16 protein-coding genes are annotated in these 18,700 nt (G+C 67.3%); 5 read left to right on the top strand and 11 right to left on the bottom strand.

Features of this window, described 5'->3' with window-relative positions:
- Positions 1-637: 637 nt before the first annotated feature.
- The 7 genes from E5A73_RS16895 to E5A73_RS16925 form a co-directional block, all read right to left on the bottom strand.
- The gene (locus E5A73_RS16895; RefSeq protein WP_135965033.1) at positions 638-1,096 is read right to left on the bottom strand and encodes a vgr related protein; all 459 of its coding nucleotides are present in this window, start codon (positions 1,094-1,096) and stop codon (positions 638-640) included.
- 199 nt (positions 1,097-1,295) lie between these two features.
- Positions 1,296-3,128: a methyl-accepting chemotaxis protein gene (locus E5A73_RS16900; RefSeq protein WP_240700234.1), complete on the bottom strand. Its 1,833-nt coding sequence runs from the start codon at positions 3,126-3,128 to the stop codon at positions 1,296-1,298.
- Between the two features lie 93 nt (positions 3,129-3,221).
- A complete protein-coding gene (locus E5A73_RS16905; RefSeq protein WP_135965034.1) occupies positions 3,222-3,923 on the bottom strand; it encodes a phosphocholine cytidylyltransferase family protein in 702 nt (233 codons plus the stop codon).
- Positions 3,924-3,927: 4 nt separating this feature from the next.
- Positions 3,928-5,019, bottom strand: coding sequence for an inositol-3-phosphate synthase (locus tag E5A73_RS16910; protein ID WP_135965035.1), 1,092 nt, complete (start codon positions 5,017-5,019; stop codon positions 3,928-3,930).
- Positions 5,016-5,885, bottom strand: coding sequence for a CDP-alcohol phosphatidyltransferase family protein (locus E5A73_RS16915; protein ID WP_135965036.1), 870 nt, complete (start codon positions 5,883-5,885; stop codon positions 5,016-5,018). The genes E5A73_RS16910 and E5A73_RS16915 overlap by 4 nt, the downstream gene beginning before the upstream one ends.
- A gap of 303 nt (positions 5,886-6,188) precedes the next feature.
- Complete coding sequence (locus E5A73_RS16920) at positions 6,189-6,722, bottom strand: PH domain-containing protein (RefSeq protein ID WP_135965037.1); 534 nt, start codon at positions 6,720-6,722, stop codon at positions 6,189-6,191.
- Between the two features lie 190 nt (positions 6,723-6,912).
- Positions 6,913-7,353: a copper chaperone PCu(A)C gene (locus E5A73_RS16925; protein WP_135965038.1), complete on the bottom strand. Its 441-nt coding sequence runs from the start codon at positions 7,351-7,353 to the stop codon at positions 6,913-6,915.
- 167 nt (positions 7,354-7,520) lie between these two features.
- Here E5A73_RS16925 and dnaK point away from each other — a divergent pair, with 167 nt between their 5' ends.
- The 5 genes from dnaK (at position 7,521) to E5A73_RS16950 (ending at position 13,137) form a co-directional block, all read left to right on the top strand.
- On the top strand, positions 7,521-9,434 hold the full coding sequence (gene dnaK / locus E5A73_RS16930) for a molecular chaperone DnaK (protein ID WP_135965039.1): 1,914 nt from the start codon (positions 7,521-7,523) through the stop codon (positions 9,432-9,434).
- 115 nt (positions 9,435-9,549) lie between these two features.
- Positions 9,550-10,674, top strand: a complete 1,125-nt coding sequence (gene dnaJ / locus E5A73_RS16935) for a molecular chaperone DnaJ (RefSeq protein ID WP_135965040.1) — start codon at positions 9,550-9,552, stop codon at positions 10,672-10,674.
- A gap of 135 nt (positions 10,675-10,809) precedes the next feature.
- The gene (locus E5A73_RS16940) at positions 10,810-11,118 is read left to right on the top strand and encodes a hypothetical protein (protein ID WP_135965041.1); all 309 of its coding nucleotides are present in this window, start codon (positions 10,810-10,812) and stop codon (positions 11,116-11,118) included.
- Positions 11,108-11,926 carry a hypothetical protein gene (locus tag E5A73_RS16945; RefSeq protein WP_135965042.1) on the top strand — a complete coding sequence of 273 codons (819 nt, stop codon included), beginning with the start codon at positions 11,108-11,110 and terminating at the stop codon, positions 11,924-11,926. The genes E5A73_RS16940 and E5A73_RS16945 overlap by 11 nt, the downstream gene beginning before the upstream one ends.
- A 167-nt stretch (positions 11,927-12,093) precedes the next feature.
- Positions 12,094-13,137, top strand: a complete 1,044-nt coding sequence (locus E5A73_RS16950) for a tail fiber protein (RefSeq protein WP_135965043.1) — start codon at positions 12,094-12,096, stop codon at positions 13,135-13,137.
- Between the two features lie 188 nt (positions 13,138-13,325).
- On the opposite strand, the gene E5A73_RS21625 is transcribed toward E5A73_RS16950, so the two are convergent.
- Genes E5A73_RS21625 through purB form a run of 4 tightly spaced genes read right to left on the bottom strand, consistent with a single transcriptional unit; the run spans position 13,326 to position 18,667 of the window.
- A complete protein-coding gene (locus E5A73_RS21625) occupies positions 13,326-14,144 on the bottom strand; it encodes a hypothetical protein (protein WP_206366527.1) in 819 nt (272 codons plus the stop codon).
- Between the two features lie 55 nt (positions 14,145-14,199).
- Positions 14,200-16,755, bottom strand: a complete 2,556-nt coding sequence (locus E5A73_RS16960; protein WP_135965044.1) for an HWE histidine kinase domain-containing protein — start codon at positions 16,753-16,755, stop codon at positions 14,200-14,202.
- 2 nt (positions 16,756-16,757) lie between these two features.
- Positions 16,758-17,360: a biliverdin-producing heme oxygenase gene (locus tag E5A73_RS16965; RefSeq protein ID WP_135965045.1), complete on the bottom strand. Its 603-nt coding sequence runs from the start codon at positions 17,358-17,360 to the stop codon at positions 16,758-16,760.
- Positions 17,357-18,667, bottom strand: a complete 1,311-nt coding sequence (purB, locus tag E5A73_RS16970; RefSeq protein WP_135965046.1) for an adenylosuccinate lyase — start codon at positions 18,665-18,667, stop codon at positions 17,357-17,359. Before purB ends, E5A73_RS16965 begins: the two co-directional genes overlap by 4 nt.
- Positions 18,668-18,700 lie beyond the last annotated feature (33 nt).

An 18,700-nucleotide genomic window follows, 5' to 3' on the forward strand; every position in this document is an offset into this window, starting at 1 on the left:
GCGGATCGGCCCGACGGGGTCCGCACGCCACGGCCGGACGGGCCGCGCCAGGGCTGGTTCCGCCCGCGACCGGACGGCACGGGCACGCCGCCGGCGACACGACCGCGCGGCGGCCGGCCGGAGGGAGTATGGACGCGTCCCGAGCGCAGCGCGCCGTCGGTGTCCACCCCGCCGCGGGCTTCGTCGTCGCCTTCTGCTGAACCGCGCGCGTCTCCGCCGCCGCGCTCCTCGCCGCCGGCGCGATCGTCCGATGGCGGCGTGCGCGAACGCCGCGTGCCCGACCCCGACAAGCGGCTTTAGGGGGCGATCAGTTCGAAACGACCTGTTCCCCGGCGAAGGCCGGGGTCCAGTCGCGATGAGGCTTGAGAGCACGGTCTCCGTGCGTCAGTTCGCCGAGTCTGGGGCCCGGCCTTCGCCGGGGAACGGATTCAGGGAGCTGGATCAGGGTCCGGGCGGCTCGACGGGTGGTTCTGATCCCGACGAGCGGCTTTGGGGAATGCCCCTCCCTCTTAGGGAGGGGTTGGGGGTGGGTAAGAAAATGTCGGGCTCGCTGCCCGGTCTTTTCTTTTTCGAGCAGCTCGATGGGCTCGCCTTCGGCTCGCACCCACCCCCAGCCCCTCCCTTGCAGGGAGGGGAGTCAGCAAGCCTTGAACGGCAGCAACGTCTCGTATTGCGCGAGCGACGGCGCCGCCGCGATGACGCAGCGGTGGCGCAGCAGGAAGGCGTGGCGGACGATCTCGGCCTGTTGCTCGAGCCCGTATTTCTCAAACGGCTGGCCGGGCTTGAGCGCGTAATCGTAGCGGCAGAAGGGGTGGCGCTTGAGCGGCAGGAAAATGCCCTTCTGATGCTGCCAGATATGCGTCATCTCGTGGAGGAACAGCGCCTGGACGCCGAGCGGCGACTGGCTGAAATCCTCATGGTAGATCCCGCTCTTGGGATGAAAATGGATCGTCCCGCGCGGCGCCATCGTCGTGTTCGACGGCTGGAAGAATATCCACTTGCTGTTCGCGACTTTGGCGAGCGAATAGTCCACGGCATTTCCGAAGACCGATGCGCAGAGGCGGGTTTCGCCTTCGGTTAGCGGGCGGCTAGTCATTCCGGCAGCATGACGACTTCACGACTATTTGTCACCGGGGTTTGTCGGGAGTCCGATCGAACCCCAGGGTCTGTTTCATTTGGGCTGATTTGTTCCCCTGTGAAAACAGGGGTCCAGGGTCACAAGCGGGGTGTTCTCGGCTCCTGGGCCCCTGCGTTCGCAGGGGAACTGACCTGCTTCAACGTGAGTGGAATCATCTCTAGTGCAATGCCGACTTGTCTAGCACCATGCCACCGTTCGGCCGGATCGCCATCGTCGGCGTATCGACGGGCGATCCATATGACCTGCTCGGCCTGACAGGAGCCGGCGCGAACAATGCGTCGTCGCCGACGACGAACTTGCCCGCCTGGGCGGAGAGCGCGGTCACTTCGGCGCTGAGGTTGCGCGCGGCGGCCGAGGTCTGCTCGACCATGGCGGCGTTTTGCTGGGTCGCCTGATCCATCGTGCCGATCGTTGCGCTGATCTGGGTGATCGCAGTCGATTGTGCCTGATTGTCGGTGGCGATTCGGCCGAGCCATTCGTGCACTTCGCACACGCTGGCTGAGATGCCGGCGAGTGCGGAATCGACCTTCCGCACCATTTCCACCGCGGCAACGACCTCGGTCTGGGTTGCGGTCAACTGGTCGCGCGCGCGGCCCGCTTCTTCCTCGGCGCGCATCGCCAGTGCCGAGACGAGATCGGCGACCACTGCGAATCCGCGCCCGGCTTCGCCCGCACGGCCCGCCTCGACCGCGGCATTCATTGCGAGAACGCGCGTCTGGAAGGCGATCTTGTCGAGCCCCTCGATGACGCTGTCGATCCCCCTGGTGCTGTCGCTGACGCGGTTCATCGCCTGTACCGCGTCATCGGTGATGGCGCGGCCATCCGAGACGGCATCGATTGCGCCACCGGCGCGATCGACGGTGCGACCGGCAGCGTCGGCCGTTGCCTTGAGCTGGCCGTCCATCTGCGTGACTGCGGCCGAGGTCTCCTCGAGGTTCGCGGCGTTGCCCTCCGTGCGGCGGGCGAGGTCTTCGGACGCGCGGGCGATCTCGCTCGAGCCGTTGCGGATCGCTGCGGCGCTCTGGATCACCGTGCCGAGCAGCGACCGCAGGTTGGTCAAAGCCTCGTTGAAATTGGCTTTCAGCGCTGCATAGGCCGGCGGGAAGTCCGCGCGGATCTCCGCCGTCAGGTTGCCGTCGCTGAGCGCCGCGAGGCTCTCGCTGAGAGTCGCGGTGACGGCCTGTTGCTCGGCGGCGAGGCGGGCGTCGGCCGCCGCACGCTCCACCGCGGCCACGCGGAATTGCTCGACTGCCTGGGCGATCTCGCCGAGTTCGTCGCCGCGCCCGCGATGCGGAACGATCGCGGGCTCGCCTTTCGCCAGGCGCGCGGTTACCAGCGAAACTTCGACGAGCGGCCGCACGACCCTGCGCAGCAGGACGACCGCGCACGCGCCGATCAGTCCCAGGAGGACCAGGGCGAGAACGCCGAGAATGACGATCGTCGCGGCCAGCAGGCTGCTCGCGTCGCGCTCGACGGCGGACTGATAGGCAGTCGCATCCGCGACGAGCTTGTCGATCTGGGCACGATGCTCGGCGTAGCGCTGCGAGAGTGCGGCATAGCTTTGGGCCGCGGCGGTTCGGTCGCCGCGTGCGATCGCGGGAAGATACCGGTCCTCGATCTCGTGCCAGAAGGCAGCGGCGGGGCCGTGGGTGGCGCCGGTCACCCCCTGTTTCAGGGCGGGGTCCAGATTCGACTCGCTCCAGTAGACGTGGCGTACGTCATACTCTTCATGCAGTTTGCGCAGGCGCTTGCGCGCCTCGTCCAGCCGCCGGGGCTGCTGAAGCAGCAGCGTGGCCTCGAGATAGGATTCGATGACATATTCGGGGGGCGGAAGAACATCGGCGATCAGATCGGCGGTCTGGCGCGACTTGAGCTGCATCGCGCCGCCCATGCGGATCGCGTCGACTCGCGTGGCGGCGACGACGCCGCCGACCATAACCAACGCCAGGAGAGCCGCACTCCCCGCGCGCACCATGTTCGCGATCGTCATCCGAGCATTCCGCTTTGCCTCGATCCTCCATTATAGGACCGTTGGGCCAGGCGTGGGCTAAAGACGGTCTGCGGGCCGGCTGCGCTTGGCCGCTCAGGCGGCGCGGAGCCAGTGTTCGGCCTTGTCGAGCGCGGCGGGATCGTCGACGTCGATCCAGTCGAGGTCGCTGCAGTCTATCGTGAGCGCGGTGCCCGAGACGGCGAGGACGCGCATGCCTTCGGTGAGCGAAGGCGATTCGAGGCTGTTCAGCGCGGCGAACAGGCCGGGGCCGATCGCGAAGACGCCGGTGTCGAAACAGTCATAGTCGGGGAGGTGCTTGCCGATCGCGACGATCGCCTCGCCTTCGGTGCGCACGCAAGTGACGTCGTCGAGGTCGACCAGGTCGCTGGTGATGTTGCGGTCGATCGCGAGGCGCGCGCCGCGGCCCGCGCCGGCCCGGGCGACGCGCGCATAGAGCGCGGGATCGACGAGATGGTCGCACATCGCCAGCACGGCCTGCTCGCCGGCGAGCGCCGGTTCCGCTGCGAGCACCGAGACGCCGTTGGGCTGGCGATAGTCCCGCGTGCGGACGGTCTCGACCGCCAGCGGCCAGCGGCCCGCGGCGAGATATGCCTCGATCTGCTCGGCCTCGTAGCCGAGCACCACCACCACCCGCGCCAGCCCGGCCGCGGCGAACCCGTGGATCGCGTGATCGATCAGCGGGCGTCCGCCGACCGGGCAGAGCGGCTTGGACGGCGCCGCGGAACGAAGGCGGCTGCCTTCGCCCGCGGCGAGCAGGATAGCGGTGGTGATCATGGACTCAGGCAGCGGCGATGAATGCCTCGACCGCGGTCTGGGCGAGATCGTCGGTCATCTGGGTGCGCGGATGCTTGCAGAAATAGGCCGAGGCGGCGTCGATCGGGCCGCCGAGGCCGCGATCCTTGGCGAGCTTGGCGCAGCGGATCATGTCGATCGCGACGCCGGCGCTGTTGGGCGAATCCTCGACCGAGAGGCGCAGCTCGAGGTTCATCGGCACGTTGCCGAACATCGAGCCTTCCATGCGCAGGAAGCAGACCTTGTTGTCGTTCTGCCACGGCACATAGTCCGACGGGCCGATATGGACGTTCTCGTCCTCGAGCCGCTCGGCCGCGACCGACTGGACCGCCTCGGTCTTCGAGATCTTCTTCGAGGCCAGGCGGCGGTGGTTCGACATGTTGAGGAAGTCGGTGTTGCCGCCGGTGTTGAGCTGGTAGGTGCGCTCGAGCTTGACGCCGCGCTTGGCGAACAGGTCGGTCAGCACGCGGTGGACGATCGTCGCGCCGAGCTGGGCCTTGATGTCGTCGCCGATGATCGGGACGCCCGCCGCGGTGAAGCGATCGGCCCATTCGGGGTTGCTGGCGATGAAGACGGGGATGTTGTTTACGAAGGCGACGCCGGCTTCGAGCGCGCATTCGGCGTAGAATTCGGATGCTTCCTGGCTGCCGACGGGGAGGTAGTTCATCAGCACGTCGGTCTTGGTCGCGCGGAGCACCGCGATGACTTCTTCCTTGGTGGTCTCGCGGTCCTTGGCGACGATGAAGGTGCGATCGTCGTTATAGTCGGCCATGTGCTCGGCGACGCCGTCGAGGATGCGGCCCATCTGGACGGTGGTGCCGGTGGTCTCGATGCTCTCGCAGAACACCGCGGTGCAATTGGGCTTGGCGAAGATCGCCTCGGCGACGTCCTTGCCGACCTTGCGCGCGTCGACGTCCCATGCCGCGACGACATGGATGTCGCTGGGGCGGTAGCCGCCCAGGTCCCAGTGCATCAGGCCGACCGTGTCATTCGCGCCGTCGCGGTAATGCGAGAGCCCCTGGACGAGGGAGCTGGCGCAGTTGCCCACGCCTACGATCGCGATGTTGATGCTCTTCATTGCAGTTCAGGTCCTCTGAATGGGGATTGTGACGATGATTGGGATGCCGGTCCTGCACTGCGCAGGAGGCGGGTTTCGACGGAGCGATGCCAGACGAGGCCGGCGATCAGCACTGCGGTGAGCGGGAGCAGCTCGAACCAGAAGAACAGGCGCGGATCGGCGGCGAGGCAGGCGAGGAAGATCGCGAGCACGCGGGCATTGGCGGTCAGCAGCCGCATCAGCCCGAGCGGCGCGGCGGCGGACTCGCCATAAGCGCGGCCGAACGCAGCCGGATCGGGGGCGCGGCGCAGTGCCTCGTCGAAGCGGAAGGCAATGCGGTCGACGCTGCCGGCGACCGAATCGTAGAGGCGGACCAAGGGATTGGCGCTGGGCTCTGGCTGAGTCGCAGCTACGCCCTTGCAGCGGCGGTGGAAGCGGGCGCGCTCGCCTTCGTAGAGGCTCGACTGGACGGCGTGGAGGATTCCGGCGGCCCAGGCGAGGATCCAGCCCTCGACCGTGCCGACCGAGACGGCGAGCCCGATATAGAGAAGCGCGAACACGCCATGGTCGCAAATCCCGTCGAGCGCGCGGCCGAGCGCGCTGGCGGTGCCGGTGGCGCGCGCGATCATCCCGTCGAGTCCGTCGGCAATCAGCCATCCGGTCGAGAGGGCGAGGCCGAGGAAAACGAAGGGCCAGCTATGCCAATTGGCATAGGCAAGGGCAGCGAGCGTGCCGAGCGCCAGCCCGAGCACCGAGACCGCGTTGGCCGAAATGCCACGCGCTATGAACCAGGGAAGCAAGCGCCGCCCTGCCGGGTGAATGATCCAGAGGTTGGTCGGATCCTCGATCCGGCGATCCCGCGACCCGTCCGGCGGAGGAATAGTCATCGGCTCGTCACATACAGCGCGGGCCGCGCAATCATCAAGTCATTTGCGTCGAATATGCATGTAAGATGAAACGCGGGGCGGCAGGCGGGGCAACCGCGCGCCCGGCGTAACTGTCACAATCACTGTCATAATTCGGGGCTGGAGAGCGCGGGCGCATCGTCGCGGCCAGTCGCGGTGGCGGCCCGCCGAGCGCTTCGTTCGCCCTGAGCCCGTCGAAGGGCACCGTGCCGCGCCCGGTGCCCTTGGGATAGCCGTGCTTCGACAGGCTCAGCACGAACGGGGTTTTGGCGCAGTCTTCGTTGTTTACGCGAGTGGCTCGCCGAGATCCTCGTGCACCATGTCGATCTCGCGGACGCCGCGGCTGCGCCGGGCGGTGTCGACCAAGGTGCGGAGCGTCTCGCGGCGGGCGCGGGCATGGTCGACGTCGCGGATCACCAGCGGGGCGTCGCGGGTGGTCTCGTCGGACGAGGTGATGCTGATCGTGCCGAGATCGGCGAGCTGGTTGACGATGGTGAAATCGATGCGGACGTCCTTGATCCGATAGAGTTCGATCTCGTCGATCGATTTCCGCACGATGCCGCGGTGGAGGATCAGCCGGTCCTCGGTGACTTCGTAGGTGGTGGCGAGATTGGCGACCCATTTGGCGAGCAGGATCGCGACGCCGGCGACGAATGCGACCGGGAACAGCCAGGCCCAGCCGTCGACCGGGCGCTGGGCGAGCGCCCAGATCGAGCCGACCAGGCCGGCGAGCAACAGAAGAATCGTCCCCCAGCCGGCGAGCGTGCCGCGCAGCCAGCCGAGTGTGGAGGAACGGAAACAGTCGATCGCTTGCGGCATGATGGGCCTCCCTTGGCGGGGGAGGATAGCGGAACGGGGAGGGCGGGGAAGAGCCTAAATCCTCCCCCGGAAACCGGGGAGAGGTGGCGCCGAAGGCGACGGAAGGGGCCTCTCCACGAGCGTGTCGCCTGCGGAGGCGCCCCCTCCGTCAGCTTCGCTGCCACCTCCCCCGCTTCGCGAGGGAGAATTTTTAGAGAGTCGGTGGCGGATCGCCTGCGCCGACCACCTGCGCCTGCACCTCGAGCTTCTTGCCGCTGGCGAAGGCCAAAGCGAGCGGCACGCGGGTGCCGGGCTTCACGTTCGGGCCGAGATCGAACAGCATGACGTGGCGGCCGCCGGGAGTGAAGTCGAGCGCGTCCTTGGCGGGCACCGGCACGTCGCGGGTCGGCCGCATCGATTTGACTCCGCCCTGGTCCATCGTCTCGTGGAGTTCGGCGCGCAAGGCGGCGGGCGTCGATACCGCGAGCAGGGTATCCGCCTGCGCGCCGCCCTGGATCGTGAAATATGCCGCGCCGGGCCGGCCGGCGACCGCGGGGAGACGCACCCACGCCTTGCCTGCACTCAGTGCGGCGGGCTGGCCGCAGCCTGCCAGCAGCAGCGCCGCCGCAACGATCCCCGAAAATCCACGCATCCCGCTCTCCCAATTCGGGAAGGTTCCTAGAATTCCGTCCGTCTTGCGGCAAGCGGAAGCGCACCTATATCGCTTTCGCAACTGCTTCTCCGGCGTCGCCTGATCGGGGCGCGGGGCGGGCAAGTTTTTGACTTTGAACAACGAACATCTGGGGGCCACGAGGGACCATGGCTAAAGTTATCGGGATTGATCTGGGCACGACCAACAGCTGCGTCGCAGTGATGGAAGGCGGCAAGCCCAAGGTTATCGAGAATGCCGAAGGCGCGCGCACGACGCCTTCGATCGTCGCCTTCGCCAAGGACGGCGAGCGGCTGGTCGGCCAGCCGGCCAAGCGCCAGGCAGTGACCAACGGCGACAACACCATCTTCGCAGTCAAGCGCCTGATCGGCCGCCGTTTCGACGATCCGATCACCAAGAAGGACACCGAACTGGTGCCTTACACGATCTCGCGCGGCCCGAACGGCGACGCGTGGGTCAAGGCGGGCGGCGAGGATTATTCGCCTTCGCAGATCTCGGCGTTCACGCTGCAGAAGATGAAGGAAACCGCGGAGAGCTATCTCGGCGAGACCGTCACCCAGGCAGTGATCACCGTCCCCGCTTACTTCAACGACGCCCAGCGCCAGGCGACCAAGGACGCCGGCAAGATCGCCGGCCTCGAAGTGCTGCGCATCATCAACGAGCCGACGGCGGCTGCTCTGGCCTATGGGCTCGAGAAGAACGACGGCAAGACGATCGCGGTCTATGACCTTGGCGGCGGCACGTTCGACATCTCGGTGCTCGAAATCGGCGACGGCGTGTTCGAAGTGAAGGCGACCAACGGCGACACCTTCCTGGGCGGCGAGGACTTCGATTCGAAGATCGTCCAGTTCCTGGCGGACGAGTTCCGCAAGGCCGAGGGCATCGACCTCACCAAGGACAAGCTCGCGCTGCAGCGGCTCAAGGAGGCCGCCGAGAAGGCCAAGATCGAGCTGAGCTCGGCGCAGACCACCGAAGTCAACCTGCCCTTCATCACCGCCGACGCCAACGGGCCGAAGCATCTGGTCAAGGCGATCAGCCGCGCCGATCTGGAGCGTCTCGTCGACGATCTGATCCAGCGCACGCTCGAGCCGTGCCGCAAGGCACTTGCCGATGCGGGGCTCAAGGCGAGCCAGATCGACGAAGTCGTGATGGTCGGCGGCATGACTCGCATGCCCAAGGTGCGCGAAGTCGTGAAGCAGTTCTTCGGCAAGGAGCCGCACACCGGCGTCAACCCCGACGAAGTCGTGGCGATCGGCGCGGCGATCCAGGCGGGCGTGCTGCAGGGCGACGTCAAGGACGTGCTGCTGCTCGACGTGACTCCGCTGTCGCTGGGCATCGAGACGCTGGGTGGCGTGTTCACTCGAATGATCGACCGCAACACCACGATCCCGACCAAGAAGAGCCAGGTCTATTCGACTGCCGATGACAATCAGCAGGCAGTGACCATCCGCGTCTTCCAGGGCGAGCGCGAAATGGCGGCGGACAACAAGATGCTCGGCCAGTTCGACCTGATCGGCATTCCGCCGGCGCCGCGCGGCGTGCCGCAGATCGAAGTCACTTTCGACATCGACGCCAACGGGCTGGTCAATGTCAGTGCCAAGGACAAGGGCACCGGCAAGGAGCAGCAGATCCGCATCCAGGCTTCGGGCGGGCTCAGCGATGCAGACATCGACCAGATGGTCCGCGACGCCGAGAGCTTTGCCGAGGACGACAAGAAGCGGCGTGCCGCGGCGGAAGCCAAGAACAATGCCGAGAGCCTGATCCACACCACCGAGCGCCAGCTCGCGGAGAATGGCGACAAGGTCGACGAGAGCCTCAAGGCCGAGATCCAGGCGGCGGTCGACGCGGCCAAGGCGGCGGTCGAGAGCAACGACGCCGACGCGATGCAGGCCAAGAGCCAGGAACTCGCGCAGGTGGCGATGAAGCTCGGCCAGGCGATCTACGAGAAGCAGGCTGCCGAGAATGCGTCGCCGAACGCGGACGGAGCAGCCGCGGCGAACGAGGCGGGCGGCGAGGAAGTCGTCGATGCCGAGTTCTCCGAGGTGGACGACAACAAGGCGTAAATAGAATGAGCCCACTCCGTCATGCCGGCGAAGGCCGGCATCTCAGGCCGCAAAGCATGCGGCCTGAGGCCCCGGCTTTCGTCGGGGTGACGGACCGGGGGCGGGGGCCGAGTAAATGACCACCGAAGTCGATTATTACGAACTGCTCGAATGCGAGCGCACCGCCGACGATGCGACGCTCAAATCGTCGTATCGCAAGCTCGCGATGAAATACCACCCCGACAAGAATGGCGGGTGCAAGGATCACGAGGCCAAGTTCAAGGCAGTCAGCGAGGCCTATGAGTGCCTGAAGGATCCGCAGAAGCGCGCGGCCTATGATCGTTTCGGCCATGCCGCTTTCAAGAACGGCATGGGCGGCGGCGGTGGCCAGGGGCATGGCGCGCAGGATTTCGGCGCGTTCAGCGACATCTTCGAAAGCGTGTTCGGCGAGTTCATGGGCGGGCGCGGCGGACGGCCGAACCTGCGCGGCGCCGATCTGCGCTACGACATGGAGATCAGCCTCGAGGATGCCTGGCACGGCAAAGCGAGCGAGATCACCGTCGACGTCTCGGGAATCTGCGACAGCTGCGCGGGCACCGGCGCCAAGCCGGGGACGCACGCGCATCAGTGCAAGCAGTGCAATGGCCATGGCAAGGTCCGCGCGCAGCAGGGCTTCTTCATGGTCGAGCGGACCTGCCCGGTCTGCCACGGCGCCGGCGAAGTGATCGCCGACCCCTGCCGCGACTGCCGCGGCGAGGGCCGCACCGACAAGACCAAGACGCTCAAGATCAACGTGCCGCCGGGTGTCGACGAAGGCACGCGGATCCGGCTGAGCGGCGAAGGCGAGGCGGGTGCGCGCGGCGCGCCTTCGGGCGACCTCTACATCTTCCTCCACGTCGCCAAGCATGCGCTGTTCGAGCGACAGGGAACGACGCTGTTCGCGAACACGCCGATCAGCTTCACGACGGCGGCTCTGGGCGGCGAGATCGAATTGCCCGGCCTCGACGGCGAGATGATCAGCGTCAAGATCGCGCCGGGCACCCAGCCGGGCCGCGAAGTGCGGCATCGCGGCGCGGGCATGCCGGTGCTCCAGGGGCGCGGGCGCGGCGACCTGGTGGTGCGGCTCGAGGTCGAGATGCCCAGCAAGCTGAGCGCCAAGCAGCGCGAATTGCTCGAGGCATTCCGCGCGACCGAAACCGGGGACGAATGCCCGCAATCGAGCGGGTTCTTCGCCAAGGTTAAGAAGGTCGTCGGCGGCTGATTTCAGGCACGATTGCGCGCCCGCCGGTTTCGCGATAGCCTTCATCTTCCGGCAGCTTCTGGGCGCGTGCTGCCATTGCGATTTCTGGCCGAGGTGCAGTGGCAACGACCCTGCGCGCGGCAGGGGCGAGGGCGCATGACCGATGACGAACGTCAGACTCTGACGCAGACGCTGGATGCGCTCGATCGGCTGATGCGCATGTTCCAGGCCGAGCGGATGGTCTATCTCGCCTGCGCTTTCGCGTCCTTCGCATTGCTGATCTATGCCGGCGTGCTGATGTTCAGCTCGGGCAAGATCGACCCGACCCAGCTCGGGCTGATCTTCGGCGCGAGCGGGCTGACGTCGATCGCCGGGGGGCGCGTCGTGCTGTTCCTCAATCGCGCATTCAATCTGGTCGAGGACATCGTCCGCCGGCTCGCGGGGTTGCCCGGCCGTGCTGGATAAGGACGAGGCGAACGACCTGATCGCCGGGCTCGAGCGCGCGTCGCAGCGCTCGCGGCCCTATGTCGTCTTCGGGCTCGTCGCGATCGTCGCGGGGTTCGTGATCCTGGCGGTCTATCTCAATTATCAGCGCCAGGCCGCCGAGGACCTGCGCCGGGCCGCCGAGCAGCGCGCCGCCGAGCAGACGGTCAAGGTCGCCGATCTGACTGCGACGCTGACCAATGCGCGGCTGGTGGCGCGCGAGGCGCATCCGCCCGAACGCGCCGCCGAGCAATGGGAGCGCCTGTCGCGGCTGCTGCAACTGGCAAGCGGCGACGTCCGCGCGCTCGGGGACAGCGTCAACGCCGAGGTGGCCGAAGCCGCATCCGTCAAGGCCGGCGTGGCGCCGGTGGCGTCGCCCACCGCCACGCCCTCGGCGCGCGCGACCGCCGACGCCGTGCCGGCGCCTGCCGCGCCGCCACCGGTGGTGCGATTGTTCGTGCACATCGCCGATGAGAGCCAGCGGCCCGCCGCACAGGCGCTCGCCAGCGGCTGGGCCGGGCGCGAGATCGACGGCATTCCCGTGGTCGTGCCCGGGATCCAGCTCGCGCGCAGCGATCCCGAGAATACGCTGCGTTGCACCAAGGCACCGGCATGCGCGCGGCTGGTGCGCGTCTCGGGCTGGGTCAATGCCAGTCTCGCCAGCCCGCAGCTCAGGCCGATCGATGTCAGCCGACTCTATGTCAAATCGCGCGGGATCCGGCCGGGCAGCTACGAATTGTGGTTCGCGCCCGGCGAGATCGCGCCGGCGCGGGGTGTGTCTGCGAAATGAACGGCGTCTTCTGAAAGATCCGGCGTAAAGTCTCGCTTTCGTTTCGGAAGATCGCGATGCACGGGCCACCTAGAAACAGTTGAGTCCAGTTCCGATCAATAGAACCGGAATATTTGGACGCCGATTGCGCAAAAGGCTATGCTCGGTCCCCGGGGGGGGAGATTGCGATGCTCGCACGGCTCATCAAGGCGCTCTCGCGCCTGTTCCGTATATTCGGCTCCGGCAATTGGAATGAACCTCCCGATGGGGGCGAGCGCGCGATACCTGTTCCGCCCGTGGCCGAACCTGGCAAGCCGGGGCCTACGCCGCCCCCGACTCCCCCGTCGCCACCGCCCGCCCCGCCACCGCCGGTGGGCCCGACGCTCGCAATGCCGCAGCTGATGGCGATAGCGGGCGAATTTCCGCCGCACGCGGGCGGCGCGGCTTCGGCCGGTTTTACGCTCGGGATGATCCAGAGCTTCGCGGGGCGCAGCGGCGCGTACGGCGCGCCGCCGGCCGACGGGCGGCTGTTGCCGGTGGCGAGCAACCAGCCGCTGATGGCCGTGATCGGACTGACCTATGGCGGCGACGGCATTCAGCTGGCGCTGCCCAACCTCACCGGACGCACGCCGGTGGGCGGCCTGCAGCTGGGGCTCGAGCAGCCGCAGACGCTGGCGCTGACCTATCTGATCGCGACCGAGGCGGCGAGCGGTGCGCCGCTGCTGGGCATGATCGTCGCGTTCGGCGGCAATTATGCGCCGGTGGGGTGGTCGGCCGCCGATGGAACGATGCTGCCGATCTCGGCCAATGTGCCGCTCTATCAATTGATCGGGCAGACCTTCGGCGGCAATCCGGTAGCGTTCAACTTGCCCGATCTGGACGGCTTCGCCGCGATCGGCGCCGGGCACGGACCGGGATTGCCGCCGGTTGCGCTGGGCGGGCGCGTCGGCGAACCGGTGCCCGCGGTGGGGCTGAATTACCTGATCAATGTCGGTGGCGAGGCGCCACCCGCGAGCGGCGATGGTGCGTTTCCCCAGTTCGGGAGCTGGCTAGGGCAAGTCGTTGCCTATGCGGGGCCCGCGGCCCCGCCAGGCTGGGCGCCGTGCGACGGGTCGCTGCTCGATGCCGGGCAATATCCGGCTTTGTTCGCGGTGCTGGGCACGACTTATGGCGGGAGCGCGCAAGCGTTCGCGTTGCCCGATCTGCGCGGGCGGATCTTGCTCGGGGGGTAGGCTGTCCCGCAATTCGGTTCCTCTCCCTGTGGGAGAGGTAGCGCAGCTTGACGGCTTGCCGCCTAGCGGAGCTAGGTGAGGGTTTCCTGCTATCGAGAGGGTGATCCCCTCACCCAGCTCCGACTAGGGCCCGCTGAAGAAAGCGGACCCAAGTCTGCGCAACCCTCTCCCGACGGGGAGAGGGAAGGTTAATGCCCGTCGTCGCTCCAGTGGGGCGGGTCGGAGGCGAGTTTGATCACGCCGTAGGTGGCGCCGATCGCGTGGAGGTCCCGATTGGTGTCGCCCGCGCGCGGGGCGCCGATCGGGCGGACCCGGCCTGTCTTGTCGGAGAGCTGGATCGTGCCGGCCCAGCCGATCGTCATGTCGATCGCGCGGCCTTCGATGTGGCGCGAGGTGAGCGAAGGCTGGAAGGCGATGCCGAACAAGTCGACCATCTCCTGCGCGCCCTGTTTCGAGGCCGCGAGATTGCCGTGATCCCAGGCGATCGCGCAGCCGGGAATAGCTGGCACATCCTTGGGCGCGATCGAGCCGTGCGCGATGCGCCAGCTATAGTGCATCAGCTGCGCGCGGGTGCGGTTGCGCCGGGTGGCCGAGACCTTGACGGTGGCGCCCGCCGCCTTGAGCGCTCCGACAAAGGCAGTGACGGCGTCGCGAAAGGCGGGGACGAGATCGCCGATCGCGGCGCTGTTGGGGAAATTGGCCTGGTTGGCGTGCCACCATGTTCCCCCGCTAAGTGCCGCGGTGGGAGCGGGGGCGCCGGCTGCGCGAGTCGACAGCGCGTTCCAGGTCCGGCCGCCGGGATCGATGCGGGCATCGGGATTGGTCGCGCCGAGGACGCGGGTCTGGAAGGCTTCGATCGCGGCGATGGTGAGCGGCCCGCAATTGCCGGTGGTCGGCAGCAGTGTCTGGCGGGTATCGGCGAGCCAGTCGTTGAGCAGATGCTGGATGACGATGACGTCGGCGAGTGCGTTGGTCGCGCCTCTGCCTACCGGTGCTCCGATTGCCACGGCTGTTCCCCTGTTGCCCGGGGACAGGATACTCCAAAATGCGCGTCCGCGAAAGTCAGCGCGCGCGCAGCGCCTGCTCGAGCGCGTGGCCGAGGCTGGCAAGCGTGTAGGGCTTCTGGATCACTTGCGCGCCTTCGTGCTCAGCGGGCAGGCGGAGCTGCTCGCCATAGCCGGTGGCGAAGATGTAGGGCACGCCTTTGCCGCGCAGCGCATCGGCGATCGACAGGCTGGTTTCGTTGCCGAGATTGACGTCGAGCACGGCGATCTCGAAGGTGTCGCGATCGATCTCCTGCTGCGCCTGGCGGATGCTGGCCGCGGTGACGACGCGCGCGGCGCCGAGACGCGTGAGGATGTCCTCGGCATCCATCGCGATGATCAGGCTGTCCTCGACGAGCAATGCCGTGCCCGCCAGCACGTCGCGGCGGACATCGCCGTCGCTGGCGATGCTGACCGGAGCGGCCGGCACGCGCGCGGGATCGTCGGCGGCGACATGGCGGGCGGGGATGCAGAAATCGGCCTGGAGCCCGGTCAACGCGTAGCGGACTTCGGCCTTGCCGCCGAGATCATAGGGGATCGAGCGCTGGATGATCGTGGTGCCGAAGCCCTGGCGGGTGGGCGCCTTGACCGCCGGGCCGCCGCGCTCGCGCCACTCGATGGTCAGATCGCCTTCGTCGTCGAGCTGCCATTCGACGTGGACGGTGCCGCTGTCCGACAGCGCGCCGTATTTGGCCGAGTTGGTCATCAGCTCGTGGAACACCAATGCCAGCGTCGAGAAGGCATTGGGATGCAGCAGGACGGCAGGGCCGTCACAAACGAGGCGCTGGCTCTTGCCGCCGAGATAGGCCGCGGCTTCGGTCTCGATCAGGCGGCGCAGCGGGGCGGCGCTCCAATTGTCCTGGGTGATCTGATCGTGCGCGCGGGCGAGGCTCTCGATGCGGCCTTCGAGCAGCGCGACGGTGCTGCGCGTGTCGGCCTGCGGATCGAGCGACTGGCGGACGAGCCCGCGGATCAGGCTGAGGATGTTGCGGACGCGGTGGTTGAGCTCGGCGATGAGCAGTTCCTGGCGCTCGGAGAAGCGACGGCGCTCCTCCTGCGCATCGTCCGAAAAGCGCAGCACGACTTCGATCATCGAGACGCGCAGCATTTCGCCGACGCGGATTTCGGAGGCCGAAAACGGAGTAGCGCGGCCGCGGACTTCCTGGCTCCACAATTCGAAGCTCTTGCGCGGCGTGAGGCGCGCGCCATTGGGACCGAGCTGGGCGGGCTTATGCGGATCGCCGCCCCATTTGACCGTGCGCACCCTTTCCTGGCGGAACAGCAGGACGTAGTCGCGCGGGCTACGCGAGATCGGAATGGCGAGCATGCCGGCAGCGATATCGCCATAGGCCTCGGCCGAGGCGAGGGTGTCGGCGATCCGGTCGGTCGCGAAGATGCGTCCGGCCGCCATCGCGTTGAGCCGGCGGACGAGCGCGGGAAGCGCGTCGGGCGGCGGCGTCAGCCCGCTCTGGGAGCATTTGCCGTCGATCCAGATCGCGATGCCGTCGCACGGCACGGTCTCGCGCAGCATCGCGCCCAGCCAGTCGGGATTGTCGAGCAGAGTCGCGTCGCCGGCTATCGCGGCGAGTAGCCGGTCGCTGCTCGCGCGGGCGCGCGTCTCATAGGCCTGGAGCTCGCGCCGCTCGCGGCTTTCGAGCTTGAGTGCGAACATCTGGCCGAACAGTTCGGCGATCGAGCGCCGCTCGAAGCTCGGGCGGCGGGCGCTGTAATGGTGGCAGGCGAACAGCCCCCATAATTGCCCCTCGACGATGATCGAGATCGACAGCGACGCGCCGACGCCCATGTTCCTGAGATATTCGATATGGATCGGCGAGACCGAGCGCAGCACCGACAGCGACAGGTCGATCGCCGCGCCGCGCTCGTCGAGCCGTGGCAGGATCGGCACCGGATCGGCGTCGATATCGGCGATGATGCGGAACGGCGTGCGGACATAGAGCTTGCGCGCCTGTTGCGGGATGTCCGAGGCGGGATAGCGCAGGTCGAGGAAGCTGCCGATGCCCGCACGCGCGGCCTCGGCGACGACTTCGCCCGAGCCGTCGCGATCGAAGCGATAGACCATCACCCGATCGAAGCCGGTCAGCGCGCGGACCTGCCGGGCGCCTTCGCGGTAGAAGCTTGTGCCGTCGTCGGTGGCGTCGAGGCGCGCCATCATCGCGCGGATCGCCGAGCCGGCATCCGTTGCGACTTCGTCGCTGCTGTCCTCGCCCTCGACGATGATCAGGTCGCCGATCATGTGGAGCGCGAAATCGAACCGCCGGCCATTGGGAAGCGTGAGGCCGAACATGCGCTCGACCGAATCCGGCCCGCGCAGCATCGCCAGCCGATTGCGCAGCGTGTGGACGGCATGCTCGCCGAACAACGGGATCGCCGAGCCTCCGAGCAACTCGCCGGCGTCGATGCCTAAGAACTGATCGATGTTCGCCGAGGCGCGGCGGACCAGCCAGTCGGTCGACAGCGCGAGCAGGAACCCGAAGGGCTGAATGGCCCCCAGTTCGTGAATCGGTTCGCGATCGCAATTGGTGAGGTCGACCTCGAACTGATCGCTATCCGCCAAGTTCAGCCTTTCGCCCAGCGCTTCGCCGATTGTTCAAAGGCCGAGAACACATTGCGCGCGGCGATCAGGGCGGACTGGAGCTGGGCAGGCTGATACAGGATCGTTTCGAAGCCGACCAGTAAATTTCGCCAATTTTCAGACGGTTGATTTGCATCAAGATAGGCCCGGGGGAAGCCGCTTGGCAGCTGGCGGGCGAGGAAGCGGCCGCCGAGGCGCGAACCCTCGAGGACGTAGAGCGCGCCGGCGATGGCAGGGATGTTCCACTCTTCCCGTTCGCCGTCATCCCGGCGAAGGCCGGGATCCAGATTGGTAGAGGGCATCGCTTGTGACTCTGGACCCCGGCTTTCGCCGGGGTGACGAAGTTGGGAGGTGCGGAGGAAGGCGAGGTCTTCGCGTAACAGGTGCCCGCGCTTGCGGTCTTCCCAATCCGCAACGATCCGCTCGCCGGGAAGCGCCGCCTCGAGCGGCAGCAGCACCTCGGCATGCGCGCGGAGGAACGCGGCGTAGCGCTCGCGGTCGGTCAGGTCGAACGCCGCGAAGGCGGCGTCGACGCGGTCGTGCGCCTCGGCGGTGCCCGTGCGGAGCGCCTGGTGGACTGGGTTCAAGCGAAGACGCGCTCGAAGATCGTGTCGACCTGGGCGAAGTGATAGCCGAGGTCGAACTTGTCCTCGAGCTCCTCGACCGACAGCGCCGCGGTGACTTCGGGATCGGCCTTGAGCAATTCGAGCAGCGAGAGCTCGCCATCCGATTCCCACACCTTCATCGCGTTGCGCTGGACGAGGCGATAGCTGTCCTCGCGGCTGACCCCCGCCTGGGTGAGCGCGAGCAGGACGCGCTGTGAGTGGACGAGGCCGCCCATCCGATCGAGATTCTTCTGCATCCGTGCCGGGTAGACCAGCAATTTGTCCATCACCCCTGAGAGCCGAGCGAGGGCGAAATCCAGCGTGATCGTCGCGTCGGGGCCGATATAGCGCTCGACCGACGAATGGCTGATGTCGCGCTCGTGCCAGAGCGCGACATTCTCCATCGCGGGGATCGTCGCGCTGCGGACCATGCGGGCGAGGCCGGTGAGGTTTTCGGTGAGCACCGGGTTGCGCTTGTGCGGCATCGCGCTGCTGCCCTTCTGGCCGGGCGAGAAATATTCCTCGGCCTCGAGCACTTCGGTGCGCTGCAAGTGGCGGATTTCGGTGGCGAGACGCTCGATCGACGATGCGATCACGCCGAGCGTGGCGAAGAACATCGCGTGGCGATCGCGCGGGATGACTTGCGTGGAAACCGGCTCGATCGCGAGGCCGAGCTTCGCGGCGACATGCGCTTCGACGCGCGGATCCACATTGGCGAAGGTGCCGACCGCGCCCGAGATCGCGCACGTCGCGATGTCCGCGCGCGCGGCGACGAGGCGCTCCCGGTTGCGCTTGAACTCGGCATAGGCCTGGGCGAGCTTGAGCCCGAAGGTGACCGGCTCGGCATGGATGCCGTGGCTGCGGCCGATCGTCGGGGTGAGCTTGTGCTCAAAAGCGCGGCGCTTGAGGATCTCGAGCAACTGATCGAGATCGGCGATCAGGATGTCCGCGGCGCGGGCGAGCTGGACCGCGAGGCAGGTGTCGAGCACGTCGCTGCTGGTCATGCCCTGATGCATGAAGCGCGCTTCGTCGCCGACCTGCTCGGCGACCCAGGTAAGGAAGGCGATGACGTCGTGCTTGGTCACTGCCTCGATCGCGTCGATCGCGGCGACGTCGATCGCCGGCTTGGTCGCCCACCAGTCCCACAAGGCCTCGGCCGCGGACTTGGGCACTACGCCCAGCTCGGCGAGCGCCTCGGTGGCGTGCGCCTCGATCTCGAACCAGATCGCGAAACGCGTCTCGGGGGACCAGATCGCCGTCATTTCGGGCCGCGAGTAACGGGGAACCATGGGATGCCTTTCGCCGGGAGTTTGGCGCGCCGA

This window comes from Sphingomonas gei (genome assembly GCF_004792685.1).
Lineage (GTDB): Bacteria > Pseudomonadota > Alphaproteobacteria > Sphingomonadales > Sphingomonadaceae > Sphingomonas > Sphingomonas gei.